Raw genomic sequence first — 22169 nt, 5'->3', positions numbered from 1 at the left:
GTTAAAAATAAAAAGTCAAAATGAATTCTATTCCCCATTCAATAATCTTTCAACCTTATCACAAAACACTTTTTATAAATACTGTTCTAATCTATCCTGTAACACATCAAATTTTATAAAACCACTAGATAGTAAGAATCGTTCTCCTTCTTTTTCTAAAACAAGAGATGGCATTCCTCCCAATTGACTTTTTCTAAAAGCTTCAAACTCTTTTTGAGTAGCTTTCTTATAGCTGTTTTTCTGCATATCGTGTAAAAATTCTTTTGTATCAACACCTATTTTTGCAGCACACGTAGCCAAATCATTTATGTCAATTGGACTCAGGCCTTCTTCATAAAAAGCATTTAATAATAATTTTGAAAATTTTAATGCTTGTGCGGGATATTTTTCTTTTACAATACATAGTGCTACAGAAGACGGAAATGAATCCAGAAACATAGTGCCGTCTCCAAATACATCTTTTAAAAAAGCTTCTCCAAACTTTACCTCTGTTATTAACTCTACATTTTTATATGCACCGGCTCTAATGTACGGTGCTACTTCATTTACATACCCTACTCTATTCCCTGTAAACAATCCTCCACTAATAGTTTCTATTTTAATTTTATCAGCATATTCCTCCTCTATTCTGGATATAACGGGATTAAATCCATAACACCAACCACATAAGGCATCATAATAATAAATAACTTTGAGCTTTGATGTTGCCTTTCTGGAAGTTGTTCTCATAGTTTTTTGATCCGTTGCTTTTATTGAAGAACAATTTCCTGACGATATATCGCAATTGAGATCTGTATTTTTAGACATGCTTATAATTTCTTTTAGAGTATGTTTAAAAAGAATACAAATTGAAAATCAATAGTTTGAGGTTCTGAGTACACTTCTAATTATGAGTATATCGAGATATTTACATTAATTTGAAGTAAGCTCACGGTTCTTAAAATATTTGTTTTCAAGAAGTAAGGTTTTTAAACAAGCTCTTACTCGATAATCGATATTTAAATGCTTACCTCGAAATCGAACTGTTTTTTTTTCCAATAAATACCTCGATTTGTCTCCAGGTGGTTTACTAAATTGATGCAAATTTTATAATTACTAACACAAATTCATCCATTTTTTTACCATAGATCATAATTTCCTACTTTAATCTTCTTTTATCCGCTGCCATGTATCGAGACATCTCCTGTATAGATTGTATATCCCTTAACATAATATTGATCAAAGGAAAATACCTATAGCTAAACCATTATAAGTTTATATATAAACACATTAGATGACCTGTTGTGCATTAGAAATAATTATGTTTAAAAAAGATTTTGTCTAAATGATATGAAAACAAATTGTATCGAGAACAGCTTTTTTTGGAAGAAGAATCTTTGAAATACTTACTATTACTGATACTACAAGATTATTACATATTACAAATATTTGCATACATCCTCGCTGTATCCTGGAAAACCAAACTTTTGACATGAAATCACTACTCAGGCTAAGTTCAATTTGTACCTTTGATACTTATCAAAATACATAAACTATGCTTGGTTTAAAATTAGCTACAGATCCACGTTGGGCTGCTCTTGTAGAATCCAATATCGAAGAAATCCTGACAGATCACGCCTGGTGTGAACAAAAAGCTGCTACGAATGCTATTACTATTATCACACTAAACTCTGAGCATGAGGATTTAGTCACCGATCTATTGATCTTGGCACAAGAAGAATTAGAACATTTTCAGATGGTTCATGAACTTATAAAGAAACGAGGATTTACATTAGGGCGCGAACGTAAAGACAGTTATGTTAATGAGTTATTCAAATATAAGGTAAAACAAGGTGGTAGCCGTCAACAAGGTCTAGTTAGTAGATTATTATTTTCTGCGATGATAGAAGCGCGTAGTTGTGAACGTTTTAAACTTCTATCAGAGAAAATAAAAGATCCTGAACTGTCTAAATTTTATCACGACCTAATGATTAGTGAAGCGGGGCATTATACCACTTTTATAGGTTTTGCACGTAAATATGGAAAAGATATAGATGTCGACAAACAATGGCAGGATCTTCTAAAATTCGAAGGAGAACTTATTCAAAAATATGGTAAAAAAGAAACTATCCATGGATAGTAGTTATTTTTTGGTATACGTGAGAATAAAAAAATACGGATATGTAAATACAACCTTACTGCAAGGTTATATTTACATATCCGAATAATATATTACTCTGTTCTTATGGCTGGCATTTGTTGTCTTGTTGTTTGAGCGAAAATAAAACTCTACAAAATACAGTCAAGTATACTTATGCTACCTAATCGAGTTTTTTATTTGAGTTAATCAAATACTATGAACTCATTTTAGTTTTTTCTAATTCCTAAAAAATGCTAAAATTCATCCATATTCCGTTACTTTTTTCGTCTGTTGTGTTATTGTAGACTACAAAATATGCCTCATCTGATCAAATTTTCAACTCATTTTCGGTTAAAAATAAAAAACCAAGATGAGTTCAATACATCCTTTGAATTATACGATTTGTGATTAAAAAATTCGTATAAATTCATTGAATTATTTTTTCTTTATGCAAGGCAAAAAAATCAAGCATAGCTATAGCTACGGTTTATTTTTTAAACGAAGTAGAAAGGAAAAAGAAACGATGAATATGCGAAATTTTTAGTTATAAATCGTATTATAACCAACGATTTAATAATTTGATTTAACAAATCTAGCCTTATGCAAAATATCACCAGTATTCTTTCTTAAAACTAATAAATACATCCCTTCTTCAAGATCTTGAATAGGATAGGCTGTACTACCTGAAACATAATTGACAGCCGCGCTAGAAATTTCTTTACCCATTAAATCATAGATAACCAGAGCTCCTTCAAAAACCTCATTATCAAGCGAAATATTTACATGCAACGTATTTTTTGCTGGCACAGGGTATACTTTAAATGAGGTATTTATAATTACTGAACCTAAAACTTGCCCTGGTTCATATTTCATAGGAGTTTTTTCAAAAGCTACAAACTCGCCCATTCTTATAGTCGTAGGGTTATCTAAAAAGCTTTGATTACTGCAAACTAACTCACTCGTATAATTATTTTGATTGTTTTCACCAAAAATAGTAACAGCACAACTTGTCGTAGAATATGTCTCAGTATTTTGTTGAATAAATACATTAGGAGATGGAGTCCCTAAACTAAAATTATTATTCGCAAATATAATATTTGTTTCACTGTAAACATCAAAAGCAACATTATTAGAGAAAAAAGTATTCATCCCAGGACTTGTAGATGTCCCTATACTTCCTGTAAACATCTTACTATAAATACCATATGCAGAATAATTATATAAAAAATTATTTCGTATTTCAGGTAATACTGGATTCGTTTTATCATTATTATCTAAATATATAGCATTATAAGTATTCAAAATACAATTGCTATTTATTCGATCTGTGTTTGTAATAGCTCCTGCATCATATCGGATTCCTGCATTTGAACCTTCTTCTCCAGAATATCCATCCATGTCTATTTCGTTACACGAAATATTTACGTGCACAGGTTCTTTTACATAAATACCATAATTATTGGATGAATTTAGAATATTATTGATGATTTGACCATCAAAGCACAAATGCCCAAGAATCCCTGTTTTGCAACCTGTAACAGTATTTGACTCTATCTCAAATTTCCTGGAATAAACAATTTGAATACCATTTCCAGAGGTCTCAGGCTCTAAAAGGTTTGAAATAGTATTGTTTTTTACTGAAGTAGTTTTATAACTTTGAATATTTATTCCTGTCAATAATCCTATTTGATCATTTAAAATAACATTACCATTAACATTGGCTATTGATGTAGAAGAATTGGGACTATCCCCTCTTACCCAAACTGCATGTTTAGAATTCAAAATGGTGTTATTTTTTATTTCGGCATGTTTTGTCCCCTTTAATTCAATACCATAACGTAACTCTGCAGAATTACTTGCATCAGAAATGGCATTACCAGAAACAGTACTATTAAAGTCCCCGTGTGATTGAATGAAATAACACACACTATTTAATCTACAACTGCTTGCTGTTGAGAATTGATCGTTCAAAATATAATTATTATCAGTAACAGAACCTTCAAAATCACTTCTTGGTGTATATTGACCCGTAAAATTATATATACCAAATGAACAGTTGACAAACAAATTACCATGAAGATTAGCGCCTGAGTTATTATCAAAGGCAGTTGCTCTCCACGCATTTTTAAACGTACACTTATTAATTACATTCTGTTCAATGGCTGAGTCATTAAAATTTAACCCATTCCATACATGATTAGGATCACATGTTCTAAACACAGAATTATTTGCTCTAATACTAGCACCATTAATAAAAGAGATACTCGTACACTCATCAAATAATACATCTGTATTAGTTACATCTAATACAGTATTATCTACTATGACATCTCCTGTGATATAAACAGTATCACTCCAATAGGTATCGGTATTAATCAAACCAGACACCTGATTAACAACTCCATAAGGATTATATTCATAACTATAATCATCTGTTAACATTGTTATTTGGTTCACTACATCTCCATCAATTCTGATATTATAAGAAACCCCTGGACATACATAAAAGGAATGACAATTATCATCAAATAATGTTATGGTTTCTAGTACTTGATTCCCTTGTAAAATTTGAACTTGATATTGTTCTTTATTTGTGCATAAACCATTGATGCAGACCTCAACTTGTTTACCAGAAGACTCTAGTGGTGCTTCTCCATCAACCCAATCTGGAAAACCTAGACTTAATTTTTGCAAATTCCCTGGATCAGAAACAATTTCATGGACTTCTACATTATCTATACTAGTTAATTGAGGATTTACTATCTCATCTATACTTGCTGTAAAACTTCCAGGAATTTGATATTCGGATACATATATATTATTATTTGCTGCTGACTCAAAAAATACTACTCTAGGAGAAGAAGAATTGAAATTGGCTACAAATTCTGATGTTGAATTATTACCAAAAGAAGATAAAGGATATCTACTAATCCATCTGTTAGTAGTATCACCTTCTCCAAAATATAAGTAACTACTTGTTTGGTCAAATTCCACATTGTAATTAGCAATTACTATATCACCAGATCCATTAACATTTGGTTGAAGCGATGTAGATACTGCACCTGATAAGAAATCTCCATTTCCATTTACCTCAGAAACAAAAACACCGTCTTTACCACTATTTGCTACATATCGAGCATGATTATTATTGTTCGGATCCGGAAAACTAGTTTCAATACCTAGAGTTAACCCATTATTTACCTGTCCTGCATTGTAAATATGCGAAGAACCAAATAAAATAGTAAAGTTGTTCACATCTAATATTAAATGAACTAATCTGGCATCATTTGTGGCGATATAAATAGATCTGCAGGTACTACCTACTAAACCAGGAATAAAATTATTTCCAATCGCTTGATAAACAAATTCTGTCCCTAGAGCTACACCTTCAGTAAAGCCTTCACCATTCCCTTCACCTATTGGAATAACATTATTAACCATTGCAGTTGTATAAACATTTGTTGAGTTAGGATCAAATAACATCACCTGATAGTCAGCAGCACTATAAGGTCGTGTATTAGAAACTTGACTTACAAACCAGAAAGTACCTGGTGTAGGACCATTTCCCATAGATATCTCAGTCAAAGAAGTGTGCGTTAAGAAATCTCCATTACTATTCCTCAAAAGTGCCTCTTGCCTAATACCGCCAGCACCTGCTCCACAACTTTCTTCATACCGAATTCCAATGGGATGTTCGCCAATAGAACCTGTAGGAGCACCTCCCGGGTAAGTCAGGTTAGATAACCCATGTATTATGATCTCACTTATTTTTGTATTAGTCTCTGCACAATTATTACAGTATTCAGCATTTCCTACAGCTTGTACTGAGGCTGGTCCATCAAAAGGTTTTTCTGTAAGCACTGCATGTCCAGAAGAAAAATCGAGATAAGGAGTAGCAGTCAAACTTGAAGTATTTAGCTTTCTTATGGGCAAGACCCATCCTTTTAATTGGGCATTAGCATGAGATCCTATGCCTAATATAAGACTCAACAAAAGTAATAGTTTGATTATTTTCATGATAATTTTAGGTTTTAATTGTTATTTAAAATTTTAAAGCACTGCTATTATTTAATTTCTTCTATATTCCTGGATTTAATTCCTTTTTTATCTTTTATGGCTAGCTCGAGCTGTATACTGCCTATTTGTTATCCGTTCCATACAAATAAATTCCCTTTGTCAGGCTCATTAGGTACTCCATTTATGCTCTTGTTGATATTTGTCTCATCAGCATATTTCAGAAACATAGAAATAGATAAAAGAGCAAATGAAATAAATGATAATCTTGTTTTTATCACTCTGATTCTCTACTATTTATTTATCAAAATTATTACTTGTTAAAAGAAAAAAACTCACCCTAACGGGGTGATTTTTTTCTTTATTTCTTATTTCTAACCGTTACTATTTGATATAATTATTCACAAAAAAATATCGACAGAGAGTAACCGTTTTATGAACAAAAAAGAAAGTTCATAGATAGCAGTCCGCATTGCTATCATTTCATTTGAGAGTGGTATATCGTTTATGAGATTTTACTCAATGATCGACATTTAAATACTCCGAGGCTTGTCACGTGGTAGTTTACATACCCAAATAAAACAAGGAAAAATAAAAGTGTTGGGAAAATTATTTGAAAAGATGATATCTATTTCATTTCTCATACTTTGGTTAAAAAATCAGGAAAGAACACGGGTTTCATGTATAAAGCGCTAGGTAAAGCTTCACTATATTGAGAAAATAAGGTCATACCGTTTCACAAAGAAAAACCTACCAACTTTTAAGAAATTGATAGGTTTTTTATTAGTATAAATATTTTTTTTTTACTCTATTCTCTTGGCTGGCATTTGTTTTCCTCCTTGATTCAATGTTAAACTATCAACTTTTCCTCTTTCGTTTTGATTAAATGTTATTTCTGCTGGTACTACCTTTAAGAAAAAAAGACGTTCTGTTTCTGCAAAAACTTCAAATTTAGGTTGCCCTGTTGCTTGTGCAAAAAGCGAGTTCTCTTCTAACGTTATGTATATGATAAAATTAGGTTGTAATTCATACTTACCTACATATTGTTTTAGAATATCAGGAGAAACGGTAATTGTTTTTCGTTCTGTAAGAGGTGCCTTATCGATACCTTTCCCTATAAAACTTCCTTGATCTGATGTAAAAATAGTTTGTCTTTCACCTTTGTTTGTCAAAGAAAAATTATAAGAAATCGTACCATCATCAAAAATGAATGAACCGTCTTTCATTGGATAAATTTCAAATTCTCTTGAGTTAGTTCCTTCTTTTAAACTAAATAACTTTCCTTCTTTATATATAATGTGTCTTATGATTTTTTCTTCAAACTCATAAGCTCCTATCCATTTTTTTAATGAATCTTCTGATAAAGTAATTGCGTCTTTTTTATCTGGTATTGGTTTTCCAATAGCAACAGCAGCTACTTTTTTGACTATATCACGTACATTCTTACAATTACAATTTGTTAGTCCGATTACATATACATTTTCTTTTTCAAGAAAAACACCATAGGTAGTGTACCCAAAAATACCTCCCCCGTGAGCATATCCTTCTGACGCTCTTATACTCGCTTTGCGCCAACCATATCCATATTCAATATTCTCACCATTATCAAGTACTGATCCTCGAATTGCTTTTTCTAAGCTACTTCTTTTGATTAATACATTTCCACTGATCGCATTTTGCCACTTTAATAAATCATCTACTGTAGACATTAAAGATCCTGCTGCATATGGCAAGGTTAAACTAAGATAATCTGCATTAGCAAAATTGCTTTCTTCTTTTTGATATCCAGATGCTCTATTTTTAATCAATTCTTTCATCTTACCATAATAAGAAGAATTCATCCCAAGTTTTTTAAAAATATGTTTCTCTATGAAATTCTCATACGTATTTTCTGTGATTACTTCAATAATATGTCCTAATAGTATATATCCGGAATTGTTATATCTAAACGCTGTACCTGGATCAAAATCCATAGGCTCATTTTTAAAGACATCTATCAATTCTATAGGAGACATATCAGTTCTTGCTAATTTTCTAAAACTCTCCATACCTGTATAACTTTTAATCCCAGAAGTATGATTTAACAAATGATGGATTGTAATTTTTTTACCTTGAGTAGGATAATCTGGAATATATTTTGTGATTTCATCACCGATAGCAAGTTTCTCTTGCTCTTCGAGCATTAAGATCGCTACTGCTGTGAATTGTTTTGTAATTGACCCTAACTCAAATACATTCTCCGGTTTCATAGTCACGTCTAATTCCAGACTTGCTTTCCCAAAAGCTTTGCGGTATACAGGTTTGCCATTTTTTGCTACTAAGATGGATATTCCAGGTTCATTCTGAGTATACATTGAGGAAACAATGGCATCTATTTCTTTTTCTATAGTTTGTGCTTGAGCTGTGAATAATGTCAATATACATACATATACTAATGAAATAAGATAATTTTTTTGTAAAAATTTCATATGCCTTTTTTGATTGAATAGATTGATATAACAACTAATATGACAACCTTATAATGAAATGGTTACAAAAAATAAGTAAAAAAAATAAAAAGTTCTTGCAATAACATATATACTATGAACTAGAAGAACTTTTTAATAAGAATATGTTTATAAAACTATTCTTCTTCATCAGCTATAAATCCTGGTGCTGGTGGTATTGAATTATCAATGACTTTTATTTCTTCTATTTCTTCCTTCTCTTTATGGGAATCTCGTATTGATTTAAATTTTTCCAGCTGTTCTTCTTCACCTGTAAAATATGGAAAGACATCCATAATCGGTGATTCTGTAATTGCAGGAATGGTATAATCACCTGTACTATCTTTCATCATACCATTAGTATTATCAAAAGCTTCTTTTACATCATTAGCTTGTACTAACAAATATAGATTGGTCTTTCTTTCTTTACCACTCTCTTCATCGTATGCTATCAAAGAAACTTTGGACTTAAACCAGCGATCAGAGTTTTCGAATGGATGTATCTCTGCAAAATTGGCTACTTTTATATTCGTGATTTTAAACTCTTCACTGATATATGCTGCCATCTCTTCATTAATCCTCGTTTCAGCTTCTGTATAGGATAAAGCGTCGACTAAATAAGGTTCTGTAACAACCTTTTGTACACCAGTATCATTTATTTTTCTGTATTTTACTTTACATTCATACCAAGTAGTGCTCATATCTTTTTTTTAGGGTCGCAAATATAAATGTAAAAACAATTTACAGAAACTAATAAACAGAATAGATATTCACAATTTTTAAATTGTATCCTATTTTGAATACCTTTTCGTCATACCTATTCTAAAAAATTAAACTAAAGAATTCCTGAGAATACTAATGGGATGTTGTGCTATACGGTTAGTTCCATCTTTGATTTGATGTCTACAACTCGTACCTGTCGCTGCAATCAATACCTGTTCCGGAGTTTTTCTGACTGCCGGAAATAATGTCTGCTCCCCTACTTGCATACTGATCTCATAATGTTCCTTCTCATATCCAAAAGATCCCGCCATACCACAACATCCAGATGGGATAATGGTAACCGTAAAATTTTCTGGTAAATTAAGGTAGGTAAACGTAGTATAGATCGTAGATAAGGCTTTCTGATGACAATGACCATGAAGTTTAATTGTTTTTTCTTCTTTTGTAAATTGATCACAGGTAATATGCCCCAATTCTATTTCTGATTTTAAAAATTCATCAATCAGGAATATATGCTCAGACAATACTGTTGCTGCTTTTTTATCATCAGCTAATCGTATATATTCATCTCTAAATGTTAAGATTGCAGATGGTTCCAGACCTATCAAAGGTGTTTCTGAGGAAATAATATCTTTAAATATAGTTATATTTTTGTTCGCTAATTCTTTTGCTTTTTTCAATAAACCTTTAGAAATAAAAGCTCTACCACTTTCTGTGTGGTCTACAATTTTTATCGCATAACCAAGCTTTGTTAACAATTCTATCAGATCTATTCCGATATGTGAATCTAGGTGATTTGTAAATTCATCAATAAAAAAGTAAATCGTTTTTACTGGATTATTAGGCTGTATTCCAGTCAGATACTGAGCACACCAACTACGAAGTGATTGTTTACTTAACAACGGAAGGTCTCTTTGCTTTGCAATTCCCAATGAAGCTTTTAGCATTCCAGAAGTCATTGGATTCTTAAAAAAGAAATTAGTAATACCAGGAGCTATACGTCCTAGATTATTTAATTGATTGTTATACGCAAATAGTTTTGTTCGTACCGATACTCCATTATCTTTTTGATATTGATATTCAAATTCTGCTTTTAGCGCAGCAATATCTACATTAGAAGGACACTCACTAGAGCATCCTTTACAGCTAAGACATAGATCAAAAACTTCTTTTAACTCTTGCTTATTAAATGTATTCTTTTCAGGGTTATTAGTCAATACCTCGCGAAGTGCATTTGCTCTTCCTCTGGTTGTATCTTTTTCATTTTTTGTCGCTCTATAACTAGGGCACATGGTTCCTCCTGCTCCTACAGATTTCCTACAATCTCCACTTCCGTTACATTTTTCTGCGGCACGCAATATCCCCAAAGAATCTGTAAAGTCCAATATTGTATCTATTACAGGTTCTTTTCTATCAGTTACATATCGCAATTGTTCATTCATTGGATATGCATCTACAATCTTACCAGGATTAAAAATACCATGAGGGTCAAAAGCTTTTTTAATTCGCTTTAATAAATTGTAGTTTTCTTCACCAATCATATATGGAATATATCCTGCACGCACAATACCGTCTCCGTGTTCGCCACTCATGGATCCTTGATATTTTTTAACCAAAGAAGCTACATCATCTGTAATTTTTTTAAAAAGTACTACATCATCTCTCTTCTTAAGATCTAAAATTGGTCTAAGATGAAGTTCTCCTGCTCCGGCATGTGCATAATACACGGCATCCTGATCATAATTTTTCATAAGACCAGAAAACTCTTTAATATAGTCTGCCAAATCAGGTAATGCCACGGCAGTGTCTTCTATACAGGCGACAGCTTTTCTATCGCCTACTATATTGCCTAATAACCCTAAACCTGCCTTGCGTAATTCTAAAGCCTGATCAATTTCTTTGCCTAACAATACAGAATTGGCATAGGACGTTCCTTCTTCAAGGGTTTTTAATAAAGCTTCTTTTTGAATCACCAGGTTTTCCTTATCAAAAGCTCTTAATTCTAACATTAAAATCGCTTTTGGATCTTCTACAATAAAAAAACGATTTTTAATTTGTTCTATATTATTTTTAGTACAATCAAGAATAGTTTTATCCATCATTTCACAGGTAAATAACGAATGTTGCATCACTGGTTCTACAGCACTCAGACAATCTTGTATGGTATAAAAATGAGCTGCTATCATCAGGGATTCATTTGGCGGTAACTCGTCTAATTCTAAGGTGATTTCTGTAGTAAAAGCTAGCGTGCCCTCACTACCAGTTAATAACTTACACATATTGAATCCCTCCGTATCATCAGAAAAAATATCAGATAAAATTAATTCATCAATAGCATATCCAGTATTACGCCTATGTATTTCGGGTTTCGGAAAATTATTTTTTATACGCTGCTGTACTTCAACAGAAGAAAATTCTTCATACAATGTTTTATAGATGTTTCCTTCTAATGTGTTCAAATGTGTTTTGATCTCAAAATCCTCTTTAGAAATCTCTGTAAAAGCAACCTCACTGCCATCGGATAAAATTGTTTGTAAACTAATTACTTTATCCCTTGTTACACCAAATTGTATAGAAGTTGTACCACTACTATTGTTACCTACCATACCACCGATCATACAGCGATTAGAAGTAGAAGTATTGGGTCCAAAAAATAATCCCAACGGTTTTAAAAATCGATTGAGATCATCCCTAATAACTCCAGGCTGTACTGTGACGGTTTTTTCTAATTCATTAACAGCAATTATTTTTGTAAAATGCTTAGATACATCAACCACAATACCATCACCCACACATTGACCTGCCAGCGAAGTACCAGCAGTTCTGGGAATCAAACCACAGCAATGGGCATTCGCAAATTTTATAATCTTTTTAATATCAGAAGTTGTTTTTGGGAAAGCAACCCCCATTGGTACCCTTCTATATACAGATGCATCTGTTGCATATAAAGAAGTGGTAAGCGCATCAAACTGAAAATCGCCTTCTAATCGATTGTTTAATGCTGTTAAGTCATTTGGATTAATCATATTGTAGTTCCCTTTGCCAATGAATCTAATGTGATTTGTCTTTTAAAATTGGTATCAAAACAAATAAAGCTATCTGTACCTCCTACGCCATCAATCTGATGTATCTGTTCGTACAAAATATTACGTAAATGATGATTATCATTAGCAAAAATCAAAATAAAAAGCGCATAGTTTCCTGATACATAATTACATTCTAATATTTCAGGAATTTTTTTGAGTTCATCAACGACAAGCTTGGCATATCTTGCTTCTTTTAATCTTATGCCTACATAAGATTTAGTTTTATATCCTATTTGTTTTTCATCAATTACAAATTCTGCTTTATTAATAACTCCATTTTCCTTTAATTTCCTAATTCTCTGATGCACCAGCGAATTCGAAATTTTAAGTTCTTCGGCTATCTGAGAAAAGGGTTTTCTGGCATCTTCGCGTATTTGCAATAATATCTGTTGATCTACATAATCAAAATGACTCATAAGTAATTAAAATTTAGAAGATTCATATCTCAAAGTAAAAATTCATGATTTATATAAAACCAAATTGACACAAAATAAAATCAAAACTAATTAATATTCTCTTTTAAAATGACAAATAAAGTCAAAAATAAATAAATTTGCATTAAAAAAAGAATAAACCATGGATACTACTTTATTTTTTGAAGAACTCTGGAAACAATACACTTTAAAAACTCCATCTGCTAAGAGAATTAAATCTCTTCTGGAAAAAGAAGGCACTTCTGTATACAATGATCACATCGCTATTAGAACTTTTGATGATTACAGAATTAATATAGAAGTATTAGCTAAACCATTCATAAAAATGGGCTTTAAAGAAATGGGTGAATATCATTTTGAAGCTAAAAAATTATATGCTAAACATTATGAGCATAAAACAAACCCAGATGCTCCTAAAATATTTATCAGTCAATTATTAACTCACAAATTTTCGATTGAATTGCAAGAAACGATCAAAGAAATTCTGGATTCTGTAGATATTTCTGTTTTACAGCAGGAAGATTTAATCTTAAAAGGAAGGCTTTGGGACACTCCATCATACAAAACTTACCAGACATTACAGTCTGAATCAGAATACGCAGCCTGGATGTATGCACACGGGTTTTGCTCCAATCACTTTACGATTGATGTAAACAAGCTGGAAGGGTTTGAGGACTTGTCTGGTGTCAATGAATTCCTGAAAAGTAATGATTTTACATTAAACTCTTCTGGAGGAGAAATTAAAGGAAGTCCATCTCAACTGTTAGAACAATCTAGCATTTTGGCAGATATCATCCCCATGAATTTTCTGGAAGGAACAAAAGAAATCACTTCTTGCTATTATGAGTTTGCCTATAGATATAAAAAAGAAAATGATCAATTATTTACAGGTTTCATTGCAAACTCAGCAGACAAAATTTTCGAAAGTACAGATATGAAATTACAAGGCAGGTAAAACCGTAAATTAACAAAATATTAAGTATTGTCATTGCATAAAAAAATAAGATCATACGTTATATTGTGGTCTCATAAAAACAAAAGCACTATGACAAAACATTTTTTTTTCCTTATCACATTTCTAATGGTTTCAATTACTACCGTTCAATCTCAGGATATTTCTGAACATACTATTGGTTTGCGACTTACAGAGAGTGATGGTTTCTGGGCAGAAGCTTCTTATCAAGCAGCTTTAGGCTCGAATAATCGTATTGAATTAAATGCTGGATTACGAGGAGTAAATGGTTTTAGCGCAATTAAATTAATAGGAATGTATCAATGGGTTTTTAATATCAATGAAGGGCTCAATTGGTATGTTGGTCCAGGAATTGGTGGCGGCTTGGCAGATTTTGACAGTGATTTTGATGGAGATGACGATCTTGAGGTTTTTGGTTTTGTCACTGGTGACATTGGTCTTGAGTATAACTTTGATTTTCCTTTATTAATATCTTTTGATTTTAGACCAGAATTCTTTTTTGATAAAATTCTAGATGATGATATCATATTCAATTTTGGGATAAGTGCAAGATATCAGTTTAATTAAAAGTCTTGAAAATTGTAACAATACCATTTCTCTAATGAAATTACCCGCTAAAATCATTTCTAGTTGTTCACAAATAGAAATAAAAAACATCGATAGCACTGCTATCCAGTGAATTTTCTTTCTTGTACGAATTAAAAATAATTTCATTCAGTTTTCGGTGACTTCATCAAAGAACTGTTATAAAAATATAGTTTAAAAAAATTCCTAAATACTATCGTGTTTAGGAGTTTTTTTGATATAAATTACCATCTCTCTTATCCTATTCTTCTATTTCTGGTTTTAAAGTCAGCCAAACCACCTGCAATCTCTTATTTAGATAAAAAATTGAAATGAGTTTATTTTATTATCCAGTTACAAACTTACTTGGCACTGTAAATGATTGTTTATAAACACATTCTTAAAATTAAATTATACATAGAAGCAGAAGTTGTTTATGTTTTTTAAACAAAAGTTAATCAAATTTCTAATTTCTTTTTTAATTAGCCAAAAAAAAATCATCAGAAACAAAAATAACAGTGATTAAGTAATCGTTTTCATTGAGGGAAAAAACACACAAATGATGGATTATACATAAAGCTTGAGCTTTCTAAAACAATAGAAACTCTAGTTTTCTGATAGAGTAATTCATTAACACTTAATCCATACACGGTATCAATTATTCTTATGATATGGTTCATAAAACTTATCATATACTTCTGTTTTACAATAATTTAGTTGCTATGTATTAACTTTTTTTTAATTTTAAAATACACAAACTCAAATTTTTATAAAATGAAAAAAATGTACGCGTTTGTCTTTATTATGTTTATAATAGGGCAAACAATGTTTTCACAAAACCAAAACAACATTAAGAATATTGTAGATGAATATTTCAAAAGTAAAATTAGTTTTGCAAAGGGAAACTTCACAGAATCTGATTTTAAGAATTTTATTGTAACGGATGTAGTCCCGTCGCTAAACCCAAATATTCAGCACGTCTATGTGCAACAACAGTACGATGATATTCCTATTCAATTTGCAACCTACAAGCTAACAGTAGAAAATAATCAGGATGTCATCTGGGAGATTAATCAATTTGTACCTGATGCCAGCTCCAGAGCTTCTATTATTAGAGGAAATCCTATTTCTGTAGAAGATGCCATTAGAAAAGTGATTCAATCACATAATCTTAAATCACCACTGCTAAGCAAGTCTTCACAAAAATCCAAAGGAGTATTTGAATTTTCAAATACAGGAATGTCATCAGAACCAATTCAGGTAGATCAGGTATATATGCTTCATAATGATGAATTAGTGCTTACCTGGAGAGTCAATGTTTATCAGGAAGACGGACAGCATTGGTGGAATGAAAATGTAGATGCCAGCTCTGGAAAAATTATACATACAGAAGATTGGGTTATCTCTTGTAATTTTGGCGATGCATCCCATGAGACTCACGGTCACGGATCAGTTTTAGAAACTAAGACGGTTCCTACAGTAGAAATGGCACCTACGGCAGCATTAGCTCCTGATTCATATAATGTATTTCCTATTCCGGTAGAAAGTCCGAATCACGGTAACCGAGCCATTGTCAATGATCCTGCAAATACATCAGCCTCACCTTTTGGATGGCATGATACTAATGGGCGTACTGGAGCAGAATTTACTATTACCAGAGGTAACAACGTTTGGGCACAAGATGATAGTAATGGTAATAATGGAACTGGCTTTGCTCCCGATGGCGGAGGGGGACTTGACTTTAATTTTCCTTTGAATTTTAATCAACAACCTAGTTCCTACAGAAGTGCTGCAATTACAAATTTATTTTACTGGAATAATATTATGCACGATATCTGGTATCAGTATGGATTTGATGAAGCAAGTGGAAATTTCCAGGAAAATAACTATGGAAATGGTGGAAGAGGAAGTGATTCTGTAAGTGCTGATGCTCAAGATGGGAGTGGTACAAATAATGCTAATTTCGGAACTCCACCAGATGGATCTAATCCAAGAATGCAAATGTTTTTATGGACGAATCCTACAAGAGATGGGGATTTTGATAATGTAGTAATTGCGCATGAATATGGTCATGGTATTTCTACCAGATTAGTTGGAGGTCCTAGTAGAAATGCTTTGGGAGGTTCAGAACAAATGGGAGAAGGATGGTCTGATTGGTTTGGATTAATGATTACTTTAAAGCCTGGTGACAATGGAAGAACAGGAAGAGGTGTTGGTACATATGTTACCGGACAACCTACAACAGGCAGAGGGATCAGACCCACGCAGTATTCTACTGATAGAAGAATTAATGATACGGACTATGCAGATGTCAATTCTCTGAGAAGACCGCATGGTGTGGGATATGGTTTTGCTACGATTTTATGGGACATGACTTGGGCATTAATTGATCAAGAAGGTTTTGACTCTGATTTTTATAATGGAACCGGAGGAAATAATATTGCGATGGCTTTGGTAATAGAAGGTCTTAAAAATACTGCTAACAATCCTGGATATGTAGCTGGTAGAGATGGTATTCTTAGAGCTGATCAAGATTTATATGGAGGTCGATATGAATGTTTAATTTGGGGAGCCTTTGCTGCTAGAGGTGTTGGACAAGGTGCTAATGAAAATAACAATGGCGGGACTAACGGACAAAATGACCAGACAGTTTCGTTTGTAAATCCTTGTGATGGAGGTGGCGGTAATCAAGCTCCAACAGTTTCTTTTGCTCAACCCACTAACAACCAAGTATTCGATGTTTCAACAACGCTTTCTGTAACTGTAAATGCAACAGATAGTGATGGAAGTATTGCAAATGTTAGATTATTTCTTAATGGAAATTTAGTTCGTCAAGAAAACTTCGTGCCCTATGAATGGGGAGGTGCTAATCAAAGTGATACGTCACTACAAAATTTAAGAGCAGGTACCTACTCGCTTAGAGCTGTTGCCACAGACAATGATGGAGCAACATCAGAAAATACTATTACTGTAATAGTCAGATCTGCATCAGCAAGTCATATAGCCGTTGGTAAACCTGCAACACAATCCTCTCTAGGTTTTGGAGGAGTCCCTTCCAGAGCAGTAGATGGTAATACCAATGGTAATTATCGTGATAGTTCTGTAACTCATACGAATAGAGAAGTTGGATGGTGGAGAGTAGATCTGCAAGCTGTCTATAATATTTCTTCTATCAATGTTTATAATAGAACAGACTGCTGTACAAATCGAATAAGTGGTGCAAGTGTTTATGTAGGACTTGTCAATAGTACCAATCCTACCGATTATGTTAGAATCGGAGATCTAAATGATATTGCACGTAATGCATTCCCTAATATTGGAAGAAGAGCTCGTTACATTATGGTACGTCGTAACAATTCAAACTTCTTAAGCTTAGCAGAAGTCGAAGTTCAGGGGACATTGGCTCAGGGAAATTCTTCTGTAGCAACTGTATATGCAGATTGTAATTTTAACGGTCAAAGTGCCACGTTTGGAGTTGGAACCTATAATTTTCAAGACTTTATAGCAAGATTCCCTAATGATCAGCTTTCTTCAATTCGTGTACCTTCTGGTCTTAAAGCAACAATTTATCAACACAGCTTACGAGGAAGAACATTAGAATTAACCGGAGATAACAGCTGTTTAACCAATGAGTCTTTTAATGACCTTGCTTCTTCTATCAAAATAGAAGCTTCTTCTAATTTAGATGATAGTTTTACCGGTACTGATAAAGAAGTGGATCCTGAAGCTCTTTTTACATTATATCCAAATCCTACCTCAGATGTATTCGAAATATTTGTAAGTACCACAAGTACTGAAAATATGACCGCAACCATCTATGATATTTTAGGAAGTAAAAAAGCGCAGGTGCAATTAATACCTGGAGTAAACAGTATTTCTACCAAAAACTTTTTATTAGGATCAGGAATTTATCTGATTAAGATTAAAAGTCAGGGAGAAGAACCTGTCTTGAAAAAACTGGTAATACAATAAAAATAAGTCAATTCTAATAAACCTTATTTTTGAATCGTAAATAGGTTGAATTTTCTAAGTTACAAAACAAAGAATATTCAGCCTTTTTACTTTTTAATCTGAGATCGATTTTTAGTAATGTAAAGGATTAATACGATTTATAACTAAAAATTTCGCATATTCATCGTTTCTTTTTCCTTTCTACTTCGTTTAAAAAATAAACCGTAGCTATAGCTATGCTTGATTTTTTTGCCTTGCATAAAGAAAAAATAATTCAATGAATTTATACGAATTTTTTAATCACAAATCGTATAAAACCTCTAAATGGTAAATAAGTGTTTAAATATAAAACGTTTGTTTTTAACACAAAATTCTTATCAGAATTTCACAAACTGGGATGCCTAGGATTAATCAAACTATGATTTTTATAGTATTGTTTCTGCTATTGAATCAACTGTTTACTGTAAGAAAAGAACATTATTATACGGCTAAAAGTGCATGCTCATATAATTCTACATACATAGGAACAATATTATTAATATCAAATTTCATAGCCTCTTTATATGCACCTTCTTTAAATTTTTCTAAAGTATCATCATTCTGAAGAATACTAATAGATTTTTGAGACATATCTTTGACATCACCAACATTACTCAAATATCCGGATACTCCATCAATATTTACTTCTGGAATCCCACCTGCATTACTAGATATAACTGGAACTTTATTTACCATTGCTTCTAAGGCAGCTAACCCAAAACTTTCTCGTTCTGAGGGTAATAAAAACAAATCAGAAAAGCATAGTATTTTATCAATCTCATTACTATTCCCCAAAAAAACAACTTTATCTTTAATACCTAATTCTTTACATTGCTGTTCTGCCGGAGCGCGCTCTGGTCCATCGCCAACCATCAACAATTTAGCAGGTATTTTTTTCTGAATGTTATAAAATATTTCTATGACATCCACGATTCTTTTAACAGGTCTAAAATTGCTTATATGCGTTACAATTTTTTCTTCTGGAGCTGCCATTAATTCTCTCTGGCAATCTGTAAAACTTGTTTTTCTTTGCTTGGCGTCTATAAAATTAGGCACCACTTCTATATTCTTTTTAATATCAAAAAGTCGTAATGTATCTTCTTTTAAACTTTGAGAAACAGAAGTTACTATATCACTGTTATTAATACTAAATGTAACTGCTGGCTTATAAAAAGGATGATTTCCTACCAGTGTAATATCAGTACCGTGTAATGTAGTAACCATCGGAATATGAATTCCTTCTTCGGCAAGCATTTCTTTTGTCATATAACCCGCATACGCATGCGGAATTGCATAATGCACGTGCAACAGTTCTATATTATATTTTTTTACAGTATTCACTAATTTACTTGATAATGCCAATTCATATGGTTGGTATTGAAAGAGAGGATATTCTGGGACAGTGACCTCATGAAAATGAATATTAGGATTAAGTAGCCCTAACCGAACAGGTTGCTTATACGTAACAAAATGCACCTGATGGTTTAACTTGGCTAATGCAATTCCTAACTCTGTGGCTACGACTCCGCTTCCACCAAAAGTTGGATAACAAACAATGGCAATATTCATAAAAAATAATTTTCTTTAGCTACAAAGTACTAGAAAAATAGAATTGTTTATTGTTAAATAAGTTGTAAAAAAACATATTTAAAACCTGTAAAAAACCCTACTCACCTAAAAATAAACACCTTAAATTTCAATAATTATAGTATCCGAGCTAGTTTTAGCCTAACTTCTCTTTATAAATTATATCAATTTTAAATTAGAAAACCGGATAATCCTCCGGTTTTCTAATCAAATACTCTATTAAACTTGTTTTTAACTAATTTAATGAAAACGAATTAACGCTTTATAACTGTTTTTTGGATTAATTTATCTTCAAATTGTAGTTTAACAAAATATAATCCGGATGGAAAATTTTGAATATCTATAAATTGATTATTTGCAATTATTTCAGCACTTTTAACGAGACGCCCTAAACTATCAAAAATCTGAACTGTTGTCTTAACACTAGTGCGTTTACCAAAATTAATCTGTATGTTATCTGCTGCAGGATTGGGATATATATTTATATTTTTTTTATGAAATTCTGGAGCAGTACCGGTAGTAGTAATAGATGTTATATTCCTTGTAATAGCATTAAATTTTACAGAGTTAAAATTGAAATTCCCACCAGAAATATCCAAACGCAGTACTTTATTAGCACCAGCTGTAACTGACACTCCAGGAATTGAAACAGTCTGCCATCTTTGCCAACCACCTGTATTGGGTACAGTAACACTTCCCAGACTCACACCATCCAATGATACCTGAATAGATTTTGCCGTACTTTTAGGGCTTGCAACTCTCATATTGATAGCATATGTCCCTGCTGTAATATTAGAAATAGTGTATTCTAACCATTCACCATTAGCCACCCATCCTACATTAGCGCCTCCTCCGATATCCGTGGTATTTTGTACATCCACACCTTCTGCTCTTCTTCCTTGACCACCATTATTACTTGTATCTACATCATTGTATGCAATACCCTGACCGCCATTATCATAATTCTCTACTTCAATAGTACCTGGGATATTCTGGACAGTAAAGGCTGTCTGCGGATTTGCTATAGCTTCAAATTTCACCCAATTGATATTATAATTTCCTCCAGTAATATTTAATCTAAGTATCTGGTTTTGTATTCCATTAGAAACTAAGACATTGGAAATTGTTACATCTCTAAAATTTTGCCATCCACCTGTATTTCCAATGGCAATAGTTCCCAGATTTTGATTCCCTAAAAGCGCTTCTACAGATTTTGTACTTCCGACATTACTTGCCACTCTAAAAGTGATGTCATATGTTCCTGGTGTCACATTGCCAATAGTATATTCTAACCACTCTCCATTCACTGACCAGCCAACAAATTGACTTCCACCGGTATCATTAGTATTTCCTACATCTACACCTTGATTTATTCTTCCTTTTCCTCCTATATTATTAGTCGTCGTATCACTATATGCAACTCCCTCCCCGCCATTATCATAATTTTCTGCCTCAATTGTTCCTGGAATACTATGGGTAACAAATGAAGTCTGGGTATTTCCTACTATCGTATTTGCAGTAAAAGAACCTGTGAACACACCTCGACCATATGTTGATGCTATAATTCTATTATTAATATCATTACCTCCTGGTACCCAATAATCAAATGAAGTAACACTTACATCACTCATCCCATTTTGTGACTGATTCCAGGTTGGGGTGTTCGCATTAAAATTTGTAGTTACCCAAATACCTAATTGCGTTGCGATAATCACTTCTTTTCTATCTAATGGGTTCTGTAAAATATCCCTAACAGGAATATCTGGTAAATTTCCTTCTTTATTAACCCAATTTACACCACCATCTGTAGAAGCCCAAATACTGGTTACTCCATAATTATGTATGGTTACCAGAATATCATTTACAGAGGCTCCCAATCTTATAGAGGATATAGAGCCGATAAAAGGTGTATTGATAGCAGTCCAGTTTGCAGATCCAACACCTACATTAGATAAACGTAACACATCACCATTGGCAGTTCCTATGTACCAAGCATTACTACCAAACGGAGATGATGTAATGGCTGTTGGTTTTGCTGTAAGCAAAGGACTGGTAATATTTGCATTTTGATTCTGACTAACGTAAAATTACACTACTGATTTACAGTTATTTGCAAATCATCATTAGTTAATCCAAATTTATCAATTTGTTTTCTAATTCTTTTCACTAGTCCTAGTTTTCTTTTTTGATCGA

At 32.6% G+C, this 22169-nt stretch carries 12 protein-coding genes; 4 read left to right on the top strand and 8 right to left on the bottom strand.

Annotation, left to right across the window (positions count from 1 at the left end):
• Positions 1-72: 72 nt before the first annotated feature.
• Complete coding sequence (locus F0000_RS13630) at positions 73-807, bottom strand: DsbA family protein (RefSeq protein ID WP_149625278.1); 735 nt, start codon at positions 805-807, stop codon at positions 73-75.
• 727 nt (positions 808-1534) lie between these two features.
• On the opposite strand from F0000_RS13630, the gene F0000_RS13625 reads away from it, so the two are divergent.
• Entirely contained in the window at positions 1535-2119 is a 585-nt protein-coding gene (locus F0000_RS13625) for a tRNA-(ms[2]io[6]A)-hydroxylase (protein WP_149625277.1), read from the top strand.
• Positions 2120-2689: 570 nt separating this feature from the next.
• Here F0000_RS13625 and F0000_RS13620 read toward each other — a convergent pair.
• The 5 genes from F0000_RS13620 to F0000_RS13600 all read right to left on the bottom strand — a co-directional run bounded on the left by F0000_RS13620 (position 2690) and on the right by F0000_RS13600 (position 12844).
• Positions 2690-6136, bottom strand: coding sequence for a right-handed parallel beta-helix repeat-containing protein (locus F0000_RS13620; RefSeq protein WP_149625276.1), 3447 nt, complete (start codon positions 6134-6136; stop codon positions 2690-2692).
• An 800-nt stretch (positions 6137-6936) separates the two neighbouring features.
• The gene (locus F0000_RS13615; protein ID WP_149625275.1) at positions 6937-8601 is read right to left on the bottom strand and encodes a serine hydrolase; all 1665 of its coding nucleotides are present in this window, start codon (positions 8599-8601) and stop codon (positions 6937-6939) included.
• 155 nt (positions 8602-8756) lie between these two features.
• Positions 8757-9320 carry a DUF4494 domain-containing protein gene (locus F0000_RS13610; RefSeq protein ID WP_149625274.1) on the bottom strand — a complete coding sequence of 188 codons (564 nt, stop codon included), beginning with the start codon at positions 9318-9320 and terminating at the stop codon, positions 8757-8759.
• Positions 9321-9449: 129 nt separating this feature from the next.
• Positions 9450-12368, bottom strand: a complete 2919-nt coding sequence (locus F0000_RS13605; protein ID WP_149625273.1) for an FAD-binding and (Fe-S)-binding domain-containing protein — start codon at positions 12366-12368, stop codon at positions 9450-9452.
• On the bottom strand, positions 12365-12844 hold the full coding sequence (locus F0000_RS13600) for an Lrp/AsnC family transcriptional regulator (RefSeq protein WP_149625272.1): 480 nt from the start codon (positions 12842-12844) through the stop codon (positions 12365-12367). The genes F0000_RS13605 and F0000_RS13600 overlap by 4 nt, the downstream gene beginning before the upstream one ends.
• 160 nt (positions 12845-13004) lie before the next feature.
• Between F0000_RS13600 and F0000_RS13595 the strand changes: the two genes are divergently transcribed.
• The 3 genes from F0000_RS13595 to F0000_RS13585 all read left to right on the top strand — a co-directional run bounded on the left by F0000_RS13595 (position 13005) and on the right by F0000_RS13585 (position 18371).
• Complete coding sequence (locus F0000_RS13595) at positions 13005-13817, top strand: DUF1338 domain-containing protein (RefSeq protein WP_149625271.1); 813 nt, start codon at positions 13005-13007, stop codon at positions 13815-13817.
• A gap of 90 nt (positions 13818-13907) precedes the next feature.
• Entirely contained in the window at positions 13908-14402 is a 495-nt protein-coding gene (locus F0000_RS13590; protein WP_149625270.1) for a hypothetical protein, read from the top strand.
• 771 nt (positions 14403-15173) lie between these two features.
• Positions 15174-18371 (top strand): M36 family metallopeptidase, encoded by a 3198-nt coding sequence (locus F0000_RS13585; protein WP_149625269.1) that lies wholly within the window; start codon positions 15174-15176, stop codon positions 18369-18371.
• A gap of 459 nt (positions 18372-18830) precedes the next feature.
• Here F0000_RS13585 and bshA read toward each other — a convergent pair whose 3' ends face one another.
• Both bshA and F0000_RS13575 read right to left on the bottom strand, forming a co-directional pair.
• On the bottom strand, positions 18831-19958 hold the full coding sequence (gene bshA / locus F0000_RS13580; RefSeq protein ID WP_149625268.1) for an N-acetyl-alpha-D-glucosaminyl L-malate synthase BshA: 1128 nt from the start codon (positions 19956-19958) through the stop codon (positions 18831-18833).
• 272 nt (positions 19959-20230) lie between these two features.
• Positions 20231-22021: a carbohydrate-binding domain-containing protein gene (locus F0000_RS13575; RefSeq protein WP_149625267.1), complete on the bottom strand. Its 1791-nt coding sequence runs from the start codon at positions 22019-22021 to the stop codon at positions 20231-20233.
• Positions 22022-22169 lie beyond the last annotated feature (148 nt).

Origin of the sequence: Aquimarina sp. RZ0, from assembly GCF_008370685.1 — a bacterium.
Taxonomy (GTDB): Bacteria; Bacteroidota; Bacteroidia; order Flavobacteriales; family Flavobacteriaceae; genus Aquimarina.
The sequence above is the reverse complement of the archived record's forward strand: the minus strand, read 5'-3'. Positions and strand labels throughout refer to the sequence as shown.